The sequence below is a fragment of the Kitasatospora sp. NPDC127067 genome (genome assembly GCF_042724755.1).
Classification (GTDB): Bacteria; Actinomycetota; Actinomycetes; order Streptomycetales; family Streptomycetaceae; genus Kitasatospora; species Kitasatospora lactacystinica.
Genome location: NZ_JBHXEM010000045.1, coordinates 46,130 through 60,303, shown reverse-complemented (window position 1 = coordinate 60,303; position 14,174 = coordinate 46,130). Strand labels below are relative to the sequence as shown.

Sequence of the window (14,174 nt, the reverse complement as noted above, 5' to 3'; positions counted from 1 at the left end):
TGACAATTCCCGCCGGGTGCGCGACGCCGGGGCACGCACCTCGCCGCGTTGTCGGGGGGGGCCCCAGCGGCCCCCCGGGGGCCCCCCCCCCCCCACCCCCGTGCAGGTCGGTGCCGGGATCGAGACGGACCACCGGGGTCATTTCCGGCAACTCCACTGCTGCGCAGAACCGTTCATTGGCCCGCCCCGGTGAGGCGGGGGTGCTGGGGAGCAGGAAGTCGGCGGGGCCGACTTCCTGCGTGCGCCACCGGGGCCGCCGACCGGTGCGGATCGTCAGCACCACTCGTCACTGCTCGCGTTCGGTCACAGGGACCGAGGGCCGGGAGGGGAACCGGGCAGGGTACTCGGCAGGTCGGCCGTGACCAGCTCGGCAGCGCGCGCGGGGTCGCCGTCCGCGCGGGCGAGCAGCGCCTCGATGTCGTAACTCGACGACCCGAAGGCGGCGTCGACGCCGAGGGAACGGCCCCAGCCGAAGCGTTCCATGGAGACGGCGGCGCCCAGGTCGGGACGGCGCCGGTCGAGCGTGCAGACCAGCTCCCAGGCGAAGGCGTCCAGGCGGGCCCGCCGAGCCGGGTTGCAGGCGTTCACGGCGTCGGTGACCCAGTCGTCGCCGGGCTCGTACTCCGGGAGGGCCGGCAGCGGTTCGAGGACATCCGTGATCTGCGCCGCGCTGAACGTGAGAAGGTGTGCGCCCTCGGGGTTGTCGAGCAGTTCGGCCAGGAACGGGACGGCGCGGGGGTCGTGCCGACAGGCCAGTCCGCGGATCGCCTCCGTACGGGTGTCGGCGTGCTCGTCGGCCGTCCGCTCCCAGAGCGCGGCCCGGATCGCGGGGCTGTCCACCTCGGCCTGGACGCCGAGGGTGAACGTCGCCCAGTTGCGGACCTCCGGGTCCGGGTCCTGACTCAGCCCGACGAGGGCGCGGATGTCCGGACCGTCCGGCAGGCCGGTGAGGACCTCCGCGAACGAGCGGGCCACCTCCTCACGGACCTCGGCGTCAGGATGGTCGGCGAGGGCGACGAGGACGGGGACGGCGCGCGGGTCGGACGTCTTCTCGATCGCACGCGCCAGGGACCGCAGCACGCCGGCCTCGCTCTCCCGCTGTGCGAGGGCGACCAGCGCGGTGGCCGTCCCGGCGCGGACCGCCTCGTGGTGATAGCTGGTGTCGCGCAACAGGTCGCAGCCCGCCCCGCGCTCGATCGGATCGGCCGAAGCGATCAGCTCCAGGCCGAGCTGCAGCGCCGCCGCCCCGTCGGCGGAGGCCGCCCGCCACAGCAGCGATACGTACTCGGCCCAGCCGTCGTGGTCGTCCGGGTCGTCCGAGGCGGCGATGGCGCGCGCCGCCACCAGTGCCCGCGTGACCAGCTCCGCCACGGTGTCCGTTTCCATGCGGGCATTCTGGTGCACGAACCGCGGGTGCACGCGGGAATTGTCGGCCCGACCGCGCCTCCGGTCCACGCGCGCGCCGGCAACCCGGGACGCGACCGGGACCGACCGAGAGCCCAACTTGCCGTGGAGCAAAGGGGATCGAGCACAGCTTCTTCGCTGCGCCCGGTGCTGCTGGGGCGTCCATGTCGTCGCTGACGAAGAACATCGGCAGGCCGAGCCACTCGTCCAGAGCACAAGGTTGAAGCAGTGGGACGTCGAAGCTGGGGGTGCGCAGGAAGTCGGCGGGGCCGACTTCCTGCGCGCGGCGGGGGTTCAGGGGCGGGTGGCTTGGGTGCGGCAGTGGGTGAGGTCTCCGCACGTCGCGTGAGCAGCGGGGCTGGACGCAGGAGCACCTGGCCGGGCTGATTGGATGCACGTCGTCGCACATCTCGGCCCTTGAAAATGGCCGAAGGAAAGCAACTAGACGAATCGCAACAGAACTTGACAAGGCCTTTGGCTCGGCGCAGCAGTTCCTGGCGGAGTGGGGCAAGTCAGGTCAGCGCATCTTGTTCGAGGGCTTCGAGGAGTATCTGCGCGACGAGTCGAAGGCCGTGGCAATGCGGCTGTTCGAGATCAACATCATTCCGAGCCTCCTGCAGACCCCCGCGTATATTCGGGCGTATCAGGGAGCACTGGTCGGTCGGGGCGCCTCGACGCAGCAGCAGGCCGACGAGCGAACCGAGTTGCTGCTCCACCGGCAGCGAGTACTCGCTGGTGATCCCGCGCCGCTCATCCATGCAGTCATAGACGAAGGGGCGTCGCGGCGGTCCATCGGTAGTCGCGAAGTCATGGTCGAGCAGCTGTGGCACCTGGAGGTTCTTGCGGCTCGGCCTCGCGTCCTTCTTCAGGTCAGCCCGTTCTCACTGGGCGAGCTCAGGCCGTTTGCCCATCCAATTACGTTGCTGACCACGCCGAACAGGGCCATGGTTGGCTACGGGGAGACCCAGAAGCGGGGCTTCCTCGAACGCGATCCGGAGACACTGGCGGGGTGGGCCAGTGAGTACGATCACCTCCAGGTTGAGGCGTTGTCCCGGGCAGCGAGCATCGAGTTCATTCGAGAAGTGCGGAAGGGTTTTGATCATGGCTGACCTACATGGCGCCGCTTGGCACAAGAGCTCGTACAGCGCCCAGCAGGGACAATGCGTTGAGGTGGCAACCGGGTCCCCCGGTCAGGTCCCTGTCCGCGATTCCAAGGACCCGCAGGGTCCGGCCCTCGTCTTCTCGGCCCTCGCATGGGAGGCCTTCGTTGCGGCCGTCCGTGAGGGCGACTTTCCGGCATAGGACTTCAAGGGGCCGGCTGTGTTGACCTGGCGGAAGAGCAGCTGCAGCAGCAATGGCGAGCAGTGCATGCAGGTATCCGACAGCATGCCTGGCATCGCCCCCGTTCGTGACTCCAAGGAACCCGAGGGCCCTGCTCCGGCCATCCCGGTCGACGCCTGGTCGAGCTTCGTTGCCGCCGTCCGCTCCGGGGAGCTCGACCGATTCGCCGGTCACGTCGAAGACTTGTGGGCGAACGGGCGTGAGGTGTGGACGACCCGGGCAACGGAGGTGGCGGATCATGTCCAGGCGTGACTACCAGGACGACCCGAACGCCCCCGAGGCGAACTCGTTGGTCCCGGCCGCGTCCGTGGTCGTGGTCGACGGCGCGGGCCGTGTCCTGCTCCAGCGCCGCACCGACAACGGGATGTGGGCGCTGCCCGGCGGAAAGATGGACATCGGGGAGTCGCTCGCCGGGTGCGGCATCCGCGAGACGCGCGAGGAGACCGGCATCGAGGTCGAGATCACCGGGATCGTCGGCACCTACACCGACCCCCGCCACGTCTTCGCCTATGACGACGGCGAGGTTCGCCAGGAGTTCTCCATCTGCCTCCTCGGGCGCCCGCTCGGCGGGGAGTTGCGGGTGTCCGACGAGTCCCACGAGGTGGCGTGGTTCACCCCGGCCGAAACGGACGGGCTGCCGATGGTGGCGAACATCCGCAAGCGGCTGGCCGACTGGCGCTCCGGGGCGATCCCCGTGGTGCGCTAGTTGTGCTGTGACCGGGATGGTCCGCCGTGATCGGAAGGCGGTTCGCGGGACGAGCGCACGCGCAACGGCTGGTATGACTGGGGCATGCAGGAAGAGACGGCACGCTCCGCGATCGACACGTTCATCTCCGCATTCAACGCCTCGGACGACAGCTATGTGACTGCCCTGCTCTCCCAGGCCCTGACCTCGGACGTGGTCTTCTGGGGGCCGTTGGGTCGCAGCGAAGGAATCGCGGCGGTCGAGCAGTTCGTGCTGGACATCCGGCGCCACCCGGCGGGGACCGGCACGATGGCGCGCTGCTCAGCGGTGGACATGCCTGACGAGTGGGCCCGGTACCAGTGGGTCTTCACCATTCCGGATGGCGGCCCCCGCCTGGCGGGAACGGACGTCGTCCATCTGCGGCGGAGCCTCATCGACCAGGTCATCGTCTTTGCGGGGGAGATCGAGCCGTCCGCCCCCTGAGTCGCCCTCGGCACTCCGGGGCTGCGGTTCGCGGTCGGTCGGGCTGCGGCGTTGAGAAGGGCGTCCGCCCCAGCGGATGCCCTTCTCGCTGCGGATGCGGGCGCGTTCCTTGCGTTGGGCGGCAAGTACGTCGGGGTGGCGGGCGTTGGCGTTGCGCCAGCGCAGGTAGCGGTGCAGTGCCGGGGTTTGCGTGGGGTGGCTGCGGTGGTGGGAGTTGGCCAGGGTGAACTGCCGCAGCGGGGCTGGCCGAGCCTGGTGGGGCGGGTGGTGGCCGTCAGGGTGACGAAGTCCTCGTCGTCAGGGGTGAGCGGGCGGGGACGGCCGGCGCCTCCAGCGGTCGAATGGACGCCACCGCACATCCAACCGTCACGACCACCAACCCGGCGAACCTACGCGGTCACAGCACTGGCCACCGCTCGCTGTTCGGCTGCGCAACTGCTGTGCGTTTGAGGGAGGCTCCCCGTGGATTGGGAGGTGCTCGGGCGGCGGCAGGTATTCGGGGGTCCGTGGGTCGAGGTCTTGCTCGATGACGTCGACATGGCGAGCGAGTGCTCTAGCCTTGCGCGGCTTACTGGTTCGGTCAGGGGGTTGCGAGTGAATGAGGTCTTGCGGGCTATTCATCGTTGCGATGAGGCCCCGGTGGTCGTTGTCGATGGGTTCGAGTCCGCTGAGGATGCTGTCGCCGGTCCGGGCCCGGCGGTGACGGTGACCGTGTGCGAGAGCCACGTCGGAGCGGCCGACGCGTGGCTGGAGGTCTTCCATCCGATTCTGCGAGCGGACGAAAGCGTCGGGCAGCGGTGTGGATGGGTGCACGACTTCCGCGAGCCGGAGGTTGTTCTGCGGGCTCATGTCGATGCCTGGCTGGGCCGACTGAGCGGCCTGGACCTCGCGGACTACGACGACTGGGCTGCGTACCTTTCTGCGGCACACGAGCGGCTCTGCACCCTGCACGGGCTTGAGCCGGGTCATACAGGAGGCGGCGGGGCCGTGTCCTCGATTGGTATGGCTGCCTACGAAGGAGGCTACGGCGGCTTGGAAGTCGCCTTGCACTTCCTCGGCCATGCCGAGGTGCTCGCCGCAATGGGCCTGATGACCGACAGCCCGGATTCCTGCTGCTGAGCGGTGCCCCGGCTCCGACTGCGATCCGGCGGATGTCGGGGCCCGGCATCGCGAGTTCAACCCAGTAGGCCGAGCGTGCGAGTTGCCCGAGACCCCACTACCGGCAGATGGGTAGTGGGGTCTTCCGTTGCTACTTCCGGGTGTTGGTGCGGCGGGTGGGTTCGGCTGTGGTCGGGTCTTCGGGCCAGGGGTGGCGGGGGTAGCGGCCTCTGAGATCGGCTCGCACGGCGCGGTAGCCCTCGCGCCAGAAGCTCTCCAAATCACCGGTGACGGCGGCAGGACGGCCGGCGGGGGAGAGCAGGTGGATGGTCAGCGGAACGCGTCCTCCGGCCAGGATGGGAGCCTTGGTCCAGCCGAAGAGTTCCTGCAACTTGACCGCTAGCACCGGGCGTTCGGTGGTGTAGTCGACTCGTATCTTCGAGCCGGACGGCACGGTGATGCGTTCGGGGGCGAGTTCGTCGAGGCGGCCGGCCTCGCCGGTGGCCCAGGGGAGGAGGCGTTGCAGGGCGGCCGTCGTATCGATCCTCGCCAGGTCGGAGCGGCGGCGGGCGCGGGAGAGTTCGGGCTCCAGCCACTCCTCCGCGCGTTCCAGCAGCGCCTCGTCGCTGACGTCCGGCCAGGGCTCACCGAGGGCGGCGTGGAGGAACGCGAGGCGCTCGCGCAGGTTGGACGGGAAGCTCAACAGCGTGCTGACGCCCTCGCGGGCCAGGCCTTCGAGGAGCGCCGACCGGACGAGCGAAGAGTCGGGGCGGTTGAGGGGCTTCTCCGCGAGCTCGATGGCGCCCAGCGACTCGACCCGGCGGGAGACGACCTCACCGCGCCGGGTGTCCCAGTGGACCTCCTCACGAGCGGTCAGCAGCGCCGCACCCGCGACCAGAGCAGTGTCCTCGTCCAGCGCGGCGGCGTGCAGCACCCGGGCGGAGTGCGAGCCCGCCGGGCGGTCGGCGACCGCGACGGCGAGCCAGGGCACGGCGCCGAGCGTGGTGCCGGGGGCGAGTTCGGCGGCCGTGCCGGAGGCCATCAGGTACGGGCTGCGCTCGCCGGGGGCGGGCTTGTCGACCCGGGCGCGGGCGATGCGTTCGGGGAAGGCGAGGGCGACGACGAGGCCGGCGGCGGCGCTGTCGGAGAGCTGGGTGGCGGGCTCGGAGCCGGCGCCGCGCAGGAGGCGGCGGACCTCGTCGCGCCAGCGGCCCGCGTAGGGGTCTCGGGAGGAGCGAACAGTCCGCCAGACCGCGCCGAGGTCGTCGCCGAGCGCCCTGGGCGGTTCTTCGGAGAGCAGTGCGACCACCTCGGCGGCCCGCCGCGCACCGACCGCCGCTGCGCCGTCGACCAGGGCGCGGCCGAGCCGGGGGTGCAGCCCGGTGCGGGCGAGCCGGACGCCGCGGGCCGTGGCCCGCCCGTCCGAGGAGACGGCGCCGAGGGCCTGGAGGGTCTGTCGGGCGGCGGCCATCGCCCCGGCGGGCGGGGCGTCGGGAAGGGCGAGGCCGGTGGCGTCCGGGTCGCCCCAGCAGGCGGCCTGGAGGGCGAAGGGGGTGAGGTCGGCGAGCGCGATCTCGGGGGTGGGGAAGCGGGCGGCGAGGGCGTCCTCGGCCTCGTTCCAGCAGCGGTAGACGGTGCCGGGGGCTTCGCGGCCGGCGCGGCCGGCGCGTTGGCGGGCGGCGGCGAGGGAGGCCCGGACGGTGACCAGCCCGGCCAGGCCGCGGGCGTGGTCGGTGCGGGGTTCGCGGGCCAGTCCGGCGTCCACCACGACCCGTACGCCCGGCACGGTGAGGCTGGACTCGGCGACGGCGGTGGTGAGGACGACCCGCCGTGAGGGGGACGGGGTGAGGGCGGCGTCCTGTACGGCTTGCGGGGCGCGGCCGTGCAGTTGCAGCACCTCGGCGGTGACGCCGCCCAGTTGCCCGGCGACCCGGGCGATCTCGCCGACGCCGGGCAGGAAGCAGAGCACGTCGCCGTCGCGCTCGTTCAGGGCCCGCCGGACGGTCGAGGCGACGTGGTCGAGCAGGGCCGGGTCCACCCGGGTGCCGTGGGCGGGCCGGACGGCGCGGGGCGGCGGGGCCCAGACCACCTCGACCGGGTGGGACGTCCCGTGCGCCTCCACCACGGGCGCGCCGCCGAGCAGTTCGGCCCAGGCCTCGGTGTCGGAGGTGGCCGAGGCGCAGACCAGCCGCAGTTCGGGCCGCAGCGCCGCCCGGACGTCGAGCAGGAAGGCGAGCGCGGTGTCGGCGTCCAGGTGCCGTTCGTGGCATTCGTCGAGCACCACCACGTCCACGCCGGGCAGTTCCTGGTCGCGCTGGAGCCGTTGCAGCAGCACGCCGGTGGTGACCACCTCGACCACGGTGTCCGGGCCCGCCGTGCGCTCGCCGCGCACGGTGTGGCCGATCCGGCCGCCGACCGGTTCGCCGAGCAGCCAGGCCATCCGCCGGGCGGCCGCCCGTACCGCGAGCCGGCGGGGCTCGGCGACCAGCACCCGGCGCACCGGACCGCCCGGATCGAGCAGTCCGGCCAGGGCGAGCGGCACCAGGGTGGTCTTGCCGGTGCCGGGCGGTGCGGCGAGGACGGCGGTGCCGTGTTCGTCCAACGCGCGGTGCAGGGCGGGCAGGGCGGTGCGGACGGGCAGTTCGCGCCAGGCCGGGTTCATGGAGGGGCTCAGCCCCGCTCGGTGACGAAGATCGCCGTGCCGGGGATCAGCCGCCCGCGCAGCGGGGACCAGCCGCCCCACTCCTGTTCCAGTCCGGCCGGCCACTCGGGCTCGACCAGGTCCACCAGCCGGAAGCCGGCGGTGACGAGTTCGCGGACCCGGTCGCCGAGGGTGCGGTGGTGTTCGACGTAGGTGGCGCGGCCCTGTTCGTCCTGTTCGACGTAGGGGGTGCGGTCGAAGTAGGAGGACACCGCGGTGAGGCCCTCGACGCCGGGCTCGTCCGGGAAGGCCCAGCGGATCGGGTGGGTCACCGAGAACACCCAGCGCCCGCCGGGCCGCAGCACCCGGTGGACCTCGCGCATCAGCGCGGTGGTGTCGGCGCTGAACGGGACGGCGCCGTAGGCGGAGCAGGCGAGGTCGAAGGAGGCGTCGGCGAAGGGCAGGACGGCGGCGTCGGCCTGGACGACGGCGACGGGGTCGGTGCCGCGGCCGAGGTCGATCCGGCGGGAGTGCTGGAGCTGGCGGTAGGAGATGTCCAGGGCGACCGGCCGGGCGCCCCGGGCGGCGAGCCAGCGGGAGCACTGGGCGGCGCCGGCGCCGATCTCCAGGACGTCCCGGCCGGCCACCTCGCCGAGCAGCCGGGCGTCGGCCTCGTCCAGGCCTTCGGGGCACCAGGTGAAGCGGTCGTCGCCGAGGAACTCGCCGTGTTCGTCCTGGTACTCGTCGGCGTTGCGGTCCCACCAGTGCCGGCTGGCGCGGCTGCTCTCCCCGGTGCCGGCCTCGCGGCGGATCGCGTCGTCGCCGTCCTCCTCCTCGGCCCGCGCGGGGGAGGTGTCAAGATCGTGCAGGTCCGACTGGGGGGTGGTGGCCACGGTGACAATGCCCATCGCGTAGGGTATGGAATGCGGAAGCGCCGCTGCCGCGAACCGGCCCGTCAGGGTCCGGATCCTGGCGGTGGCATCCGGGGACGTGGCCCCTTCGTGTGTCGCCGCAAGGCGCGCATTCGGAGGATATGGCCTGATCCGTACCGGGCTCCACCGTCTTGCCGTCCTTCGGCATTGACCGTGCCTGGCCGTCCCCGTATGCTACAAGTTGCGCTGCGGGCCTGCGCGCCTCGGACGGAGCAGGTCGCGCTCGCATCTGTCGAAGACCCCACGGTCGCAAGACGGACGCCGGTTCTCGTTGTACGGGAATCCCGGTGTGCCGTGTTCTTGGCTGTCCGGCTTTCGGTGGGAGCGATACGGGCCCTCCGCGTGGCATTACCTACGACTTTCATGTCCGTACCGGAGCCCTTTTCCTAATGACGAGCCCCACCGACTCCTCCCTCAGCACCACCCCGCAGGTCGCGGTCAACGACATCGGCGACGCGGAGGCCTTCCTCGCCGCCATCGACGAGACCATCAAGTACTTCAACGATGGCGACATCGTCGAGGGCGTCATCGTGAAGGTCGACCGTGACGAGGTTCTCCTCGACATCGGCTACAAGACCGAGGGCGTCATCCCGTCCCGCGAGCTCTCGATCAAGCACGACGTTGACCCGCACGAGGTCGTCGCCGTCGGTGACAACATCGAGGCCCTGGTTCTCCAGAAGGAGGACAAGGAGGGTCGTCTCATCCTGTCCAAGAAGCGCGCTCAGTACGAGCGTGCCTGGGGCACGATCGAGAAGATCAAGGAAGAGGACGGCATCGTCACCGGTACCGTCATCGAGGTCGTCAAGGGTGGTCTCATCCTCGACATCGGCCTCCGGGGCTTCCTCCCCGCCTCGCTGGTCGAGATGCGTCGCGTCCGCGACCTCCAGCCCTACGTGGGCAAGGAGCTCGAGGCCAAGATCATCGAGCTGGACAAGAACCGCAACAACGTGGTCCTGTCCCGCCGTGCCTGGCTGGAGCAGACCCAGAGCGAGGTCCGCCAGACCTTCCTCACCACCCTGCAGAAGGGCCAGGTGCGCTCCGGCGTCGTCTCCTCGATCGTCAACTTCGGTGCCTTCGTGGACCTGGGTGGCGTCGACGGCCTGGTGCACGTCTCCGAGCTGTCCTGGAAGCACATCGACCACCCGTCCGAGGTTGTCGAGGTCGGCCAGGAGGTCACCGTCGAGGTTCTCGACGTCGACATGGACCGCGAGCGCGTCTCCCTGTCGCTGAAGGCGACCCAGGAGGACCCGTGGCAGCAGTTCGCCCGGACCCACCAGATCGGTCAGGTCGTCCCGGGTAAGGTCACCAAGCTGGTTCCGTTCGGTGCGTTCGTCCGCGTGGACGAGGGCATCGAGGGTCTGGTCCACATCTCCGAGCTGGCCGAGCGCCACGTCGAGATCCCGGAGCAGGTCGTCCAGGTCGGCGACGAGATCTTCGTCAAGGTCATCGACATCGACCTCGAGCGTCGTCGCATCAGCCTGTCGCTGAAGCAGGCCAACGAGGCCCTGGGTGCCAACCCGGCCGAGGTCGAGTTCGACCCGACCCTGTACGGCATGGCCGCCTCGTACGACGACCAGGGCAACTACATCTACCCGGAGGGCTTCGACCCCGAGGCGAACGACTGGCTGCCCGGCTTCGAGAAGCAGCGCGAGGAGTGGGAGCGCCAGTACGCCGAGGCGCAGACCCGCTTCGAGCAGCACCAGGCCCAGGTCATCAAGAGCCGCGAGGCCGACGCCCAGGCCGCCGAGGAGGGTGGCGACGCCGTCGCCGCTGCCGCCGGTGGTTCCTACTCGTCCAGCAGCGACGAGGGCTCGGGCGCCCTGGCCTCCGACGAGGCCCTGGCCGCCCTGCGCGAGAAGCTGGCCGGTGGCCAGAGCTGAGGCTCTCGCTTCCCGCTAGCCGATAGCTAGACGGTGGGCCCCACCCGGATTTCCGGGTGGGGCCCATTTCGTTTTTCGCCATGACTTATCACGCTCTGACTTATTTGTGTTTTATGTGAAGGAAAGTGTGAGATGAGGCTCATTACCCATCTATAGGCCGGAGTTCGGGTTGCACCTAGATTGAGGGGAGCTGCCCGAAAGGCTCCTTCATGCGAAACCCCTTTTTCGCCACCCCCGCCTCCGCCGCCCCCGCCTCTGCCTCCGCCCCCACCGCCGTGGTCGGCGGCCGGCTCGCGGCCCTCGGCCGGTTCTGCTTCCGCCACCGTCGCTGGGTGCTCGGCCTGTGGGCCGTCGTCCTGGTGGTCGGGGTCCTGATCGGGGGACGCGTCTTCGAGGGCTCGGTGGCCGGGGCCTCCTCCGCCAGCGCCGAGGCCGACCGGGGCAGTGCGGTGGTCGCCGCGGCCGACCCGGCCAAGGGCACCGTGACCGCCGTGGTGGACGGCAGGCCGGTGGACGATCCGGCGGTGAAGGCCGCGGTCGAGAAGGCCACCGCCGAGATCGCCGCCCTGCCCGGGGTCTCCTCCGCGCTCGACGCGTACGGCTCCGGCCCGGCGCCCGCCGCGCTGCGCTCCGCCGACGGGACGGCGAGCCTGGTCACCGTGCGGATGGCCGACGCCGCGAGCACCGCCCAGACCGACGCCGTCACCGAGCGGCTCGGCGCGCTGAACGGGGCGGGCGGCGCCCACGTCACGGTCGGCGGGGACCTGGTGCTGCAGCAGGAGGTCAAGCAGCAGACCGAGAAGGACACCCGGTTCGGCGAGATGGTGACGCTGCCGCTCACGCTGATCGTCATGGTGCTGGTCTTCGGCGGGCTGGCGGCGGCCTCGCTGCCGGTGATCGGGGCGGTCGCCTCGGTGGGCGGCGCGCTGCTGGCCATGTTCGGTTTCAGCCGGATCATGGACATCGACACCAGCGTGCTGCCGATCGCCACGGTGCTGGGGCTCGGGCTCTCGATCGACTACGCGCTGCTCATGGTGAATCGTTTCCGCGAGGAACGCGGCCACGGCGCGGACATCGCCGCCGCCGTCGAACGGACCGCGGCGACCGCCGGACGCACCGTGGCCTTCTCCGGGCTGACCGTCGCCGTCGCGCTCTCCGGACTCTTCGTCTTCACCAGCCCGGTGCTCGGCGCGGTGGCGGCCGCCGGGGTGAGCGTGGTGGTGATCGCCGTCGCCGCCGCGCTGACCCTGATCCCCGCACTGCTCGGCTTCGCCGGCGCGCGGATCAAGACACCCGCCGCGCCCGTGGCGGACGAGGGGTTCTTCAGCCGGACCGTGCGCCGGGTGCGCAAGCGGGCGGTGGCGGTCACCCTCGCCTCGGTGGCGCTGCTGATGGCGGCCGGCGCGCCGTTCCTCCACGCCGACATGCGCAGCTCCGGCGCCGCGGTGCTGCCCGCCTCCTCGGCCGGGCGGCAGGTCGCCGAGACGATCGACCAGCGCTTCCCGCAGGCCTCGGCCGCGCCGATCACCGTGGTGGTCGAGGGCGGGGCGTCGGTGGCGCAGGCGTACGCGGACGACGTGGTCGCCAAGCTGCCCGGGGTGAGCGGGGTGCGGGCGGTGTCGCCGGTGGGCGACGCGGTCTCCACGATCGACGTGCTGGTGCACGGGGACCCGCAGGGCGGGCAGGCCAAGCAGGCGGTGGAGGAGCTGCGGGCCGACCGCGGCGGGCTGACCACCTACGTCACCGGCGGCGCGGCCTCGGTGGTGGACTTCCAGGACGAGCTGCTCTCGCGCGGACCGTGGGCGCTCGGGCTGGTCGCGGTCGGCACCCTGGTGCTGCTCTTCCTGATGACCGGCTCGGTGGTGATGCCGGTCAAGGCGCTGCTGATGAACCTGCTCTCGCTGGGCGCCTCGCTCGGCGCGCTCACCCTGGTGTTCCAGGACGGCTGGTTCAGCGGGCTGCTCGGGTTCAGCCCGACCGGCGGGCTGGAGACCTTCATTCCGGTCCTGGTCTTCGCCTTCGCCTTCGGGCTGTCGATGGACTACGAGGTGTTCCTGCTCGCCCGGATCAGGGAGCTGACCCTGCGCGGGCACGACTGCGTCCGGGCGGTGGAGCTGGGCGTGCAGCGCAGCGGTCGGATCATCACCTCGGCGGCGCTGCTGATGGTGATCGTCTTCGCCGGGTTCGCGCTCGGGGACATGCTGATGGTCAAGCAGATGGGCATCGCGCTGGCCGTCGCCGTCGCGGTGGACGCCACCCTGGTGCGCTGCCTGCTGGTGCCCGCCGCGATGAGTCTGTTCGGCGAGTTCAACTGGTGGGCGCCCGGCCCGCTGCGGCGGCTGCACCGACGGTTCGGGCTGAGCGAGCACGTCGACCTGCCGGAGATCGAGCCGGCGGTGCTCCCGGTGCCGCGCGCCGGGACCGGGTCGGAGAGCGTCGGGTCGGAGGGCGTCGGGGTCGGGGTCGGGTCCGAGAGTGCCGGATCCGAGGTTGTCGGGCCCGGGGGCGGTGCGGCCGGGGGCGGTGTGCCCAAGGGCCTGGTGGGTTCAGCCCAGCCGGCGTAGCAGGTCGACCGCCGAGCGGAGCCGGTCCTGTTCGGCGGGGTCGAGGCGGGACTCGATGGCGGTGGCGATCCGGTGTTCGCGGCGCGCACGCTGGTCGAGCAGCGCGTCGCGGCCGGCCTCGGTGGCGGCGACCAGCAGTTTGCGGCCGTCGGTGGGGTGGGGCTGCTGGGTGACCAGCCCGGCCTCGGTCATCAGCGCGACGGTGCGGGCCATCGACTGGTGGCGGACCCGCTGGAGCGCGGCGAGTTCGGCGACGGTGCAGGAGAGCTCGTCGCGGACCAGCAGGCCGAGGACGGCGGCCTGGTTCTGCGGCAGTTCGTCGTCGGTGCGCAGGGAGCGGACCAGGGTGCCGAGGGCGGCGCGCAGGTCGGCGGCGAGTTCCAGGGTGTCCGGGTGCGGGGCTTCGCTGGGCATGGGAGAAGTCTATCGGCAATTCATACAGCAAGGCTGTACAGCATTGCTGTATGGTTTTTGCCATGCGAATCACCAAGTTCGGACACGCCTGCGTACGCGTCGAGCACGGCGGCACCACCGTCGTCGTCGATCCGGGATCGTTCACCGACCCCGCCGCACTGGCCGGGGCGGACGCCGTCCTGATCACCCACGAGCACATGGACCACTTCGAGGAGTCCCGGCTGCGCGCCGCGCTGGAGGCCGACCCGGCCCTGCGGGTGTGGACCAACCGGGCCGTCGCCGCCCAGCTGGACGGCGTGGCGCAGCGGATCGAGGCGGTCGGCGAGGGCGACGCCTTCGAGATCGGCGGGCTGGGCGTCTCGGTGCACGGCGAGTGGCACGCGGAGATCCACCCGGACATCCCGCGGGTGCAGAACATCGGCTTCCTCTTCGACGGCCGGCTGTTCCACCCCGGTGACGCGTTCACCGTGCCGCCGCACGCCGTGGACACCCTGCTGCTGCCGCTCGCGGCGCCCTGGAGCAAGGCCTCCGAGGTGATCGACTACGTCCGGGAGGCCGGGCCGCGCCAGGCGGTGCCGGTGCACGAGGCGGTGCTCAGCCCGATCGGGTTCGCGGTGCAGACCCGGCTGGTCGGGCCGCAGGGGCCGGGCACGGGCGCGGAGCTGACGGTGCTGGGGGAGGGCGAGAGCCTGGAGCTGGGCTGACGGTGCTCCTCGGCGGCGGCCCGTACTG

The 14,174-nt window shown here is 71.5% G+C and carries 13 protein-coding genes and 2 pseudogenes; 10 read left to right on the top strand and 5 right to left on the bottom strand.

Annotated features, from left to right (window positions below):
- Nucleotides 1-303 precede the first annotated feature (303 nt).
- Complete coding sequence (locus ACFWJ4_RS19680) at nucleotides 304-1,386, bottom strand: HEAT repeat domain-containing protein (RefSeq protein WP_380545550.1); 1,083 nt, start codon at nucleotides 1,384-1,386, stop codon at nucleotides 304-306.
- 362 nt (nucleotides 1,387-1,748) lie between these two features.
- Between ACFWJ4_RS19680 and ACFWJ4_RS19675 the strand changes: the two are divergent.
- The 6 genes and pseudogenes from ACFWJ4_RS19675 to ACFWJ4_RS19650 all read left to right on the top strand — a co-directional run.
- Nucleotides 1,749-1,880: pseudogene (locus ACFWJ4_RS19675) on the top strand (helix-turn-helix domain-containing protein); the annotation flags it as partial.
- A gap of 51 nt (nucleotides 1,881-1,931) precedes the next feature.
- Nucleotides 1,932-2,513, top strand: a complete 582-nt coding sequence (locus tag ACFWJ4_RS19670) for a DUF5753 domain-containing protein (protein ID WP_380545548.1) — start codon at nucleotides 1,932-1,934, stop codon at nucleotides 2,511-2,513.
- Nucleotides 2,506-2,706, top strand: a complete 201-nt coding sequence (locus ACFWJ4_RS19665) for a DUF397 domain-containing protein (protein WP_380545546.1) — start codon at nucleotides 2,506-2,508, stop codon at nucleotides 2,704-2,706. Before ACFWJ4_RS19670 ends, ACFWJ4_RS19665 begins: the two co-directional genes overlap by 8 nt.
- An 18-nt stretch (nucleotides 2,707-2,724) precedes the next feature.
- On the top strand, nucleotides 2,725-2,997 hold the full coding sequence (locus ACFWJ4_RS19660; protein WP_380545544.1) for a DUF397 domain-containing protein: 273 nt from the start codon (nucleotides 2,725-2,727) through the stop codon (nucleotides 2,995-2,997).
- Nucleotides 2,984-3,451 (top strand): NUDIX hydrolase, encoded by a 468-nt coding sequence (locus ACFWJ4_RS19655; protein ID WP_380545542.1) that lies wholly within the window; start codon nucleotides 2,984-2,986, stop codon nucleotides 3,449-3,451. Before ACFWJ4_RS19660 ends, ACFWJ4_RS19655 begins: the two co-directional genes overlap by 14 nt.
- Nucleotides 3,452-3,535: 84 nt before the next feature.
- Nucleotides 3,536-3,913, top strand: coding sequence for a nuclear transport factor 2 family protein (locus tag ACFWJ4_RS19650; protein WP_380545540.1), 378 nt, complete (start codon nucleotides 3,536-3,538; stop codon nucleotides 3,911-3,913).
- A 60-nt stretch (nucleotides 3,914-3,973) separates the two neighbouring features.
- Here the strand turns inward: ACFWJ4_RS19650 and ACFWJ4_RS19645 are convergent.
- Nucleotides 3,974-4,159: pseudogene (locus tag ACFWJ4_RS19645) on the bottom strand (IS630 family transposase); the annotation flags it as partial.
- Nucleotides 4,160-4,375: 216 nt separating this feature from the next.
- On the opposite strand from ACFWJ4_RS19645, the gene ACFWJ4_RS19640 reads away from it, so the two are divergent.
- The gene (locus ACFWJ4_RS19640; protein WP_380545538.1) at nucleotides 4,376-5,032 is read left to right on the top strand and encodes a hypothetical protein; all 657 of its coding nucleotides are present in this window, start codon (nucleotides 4,376-4,378) and stop codon (nucleotides 5,030-5,032) included.
- A gap of 130 nt (nucleotides 5,033-5,162) precedes the next feature.
- Here the strand turns inward: ACFWJ4_RS19640 and hrpB are convergent, their stop codons facing one another.
- Together hrpB and ACFWJ4_RS19630 are read right to left on the bottom strand one after the other, a co-directional pair.
- Nucleotides 5,163-7,673 (bottom strand): ATP-dependent helicase HrpB, encoded by a 2,511-nt coding sequence (gene hrpB, locus ACFWJ4_RS19635; RefSeq protein WP_380545536.1) that lies wholly within the window; start codon nucleotides 7,671-7,673, stop codon nucleotides 5,163-5,165.
- Nucleotides 7,674-7,681: 8 nt separating this feature from the next.
- Nucleotides 7,682-8,560: a class I SAM-dependent methyltransferase gene (locus tag ACFWJ4_RS19630; RefSeq protein WP_380545534.1), complete on the bottom strand. Its 879-nt coding sequence runs from the start codon at nucleotides 8,558-8,560 to the stop codon at nucleotides 7,682-7,684.
- 413 nt (nucleotides 8,561-8,973) lie between these two features.
- Here ACFWJ4_RS19630 and rpsA point away from each other — a divergent pair, with 413 nt between their 5' ends.
- Together rpsA and ACFWJ4_RS19620 are read left to right on the top strand one after the other, a co-directional pair.
- Nucleotides 8,974-10,464: a 30S ribosomal protein S1 gene (rpsA, locus tag ACFWJ4_RS19625; protein ID WP_316520647.1), complete on the top strand. Its 1,491-nt coding sequence runs from the start codon at nucleotides 8,974-8,976 to the stop codon at nucleotides 10,462-10,464.
- A gap of 209 nt (nucleotides 10,465-10,673) precedes the next feature.
- Complete coding sequence (locus ACFWJ4_RS19620) at nucleotides 10,674-13,028, top strand: MMPL family transporter (RefSeq protein ID WP_380545532.1); 2,355 nt, start codon at nucleotides 10,674-10,676, stop codon at nucleotides 13,026-13,028.
- On the opposite strand, the gene ACFWJ4_RS19615 is transcribed toward ACFWJ4_RS19620, so the two are convergent.
- Nucleotides 13,011-13,442: a MarR family winged helix-turn-helix transcriptional regulator gene (locus ACFWJ4_RS19615; protein WP_380545530.1), complete on the bottom strand. Its 432-nt coding sequence runs from the start codon at nucleotides 13,440-13,442 to the stop codon at nucleotides 13,011-13,013. The genes ACFWJ4_RS19620 and ACFWJ4_RS19615 overlap by 18 nt on opposite strands.
- A 62-nt stretch (nucleotides 13,443-13,504) precedes the next feature.
- Here ACFWJ4_RS19615 and ACFWJ4_RS19610 point away from each other — a divergent pair, with 62 nt between their 5' ends.
- Nucleotides 13,505-14,146, top strand: coding sequence for an MBL fold metallo-hydrolase (locus ACFWJ4_RS19610; RefSeq protein WP_380545528.1), 642 nt, complete (start codon nucleotides 13,505-13,507; stop codon nucleotides 14,144-14,146).
- Nucleotides 14,147-14,174 lie beyond the last annotated feature (28 nt).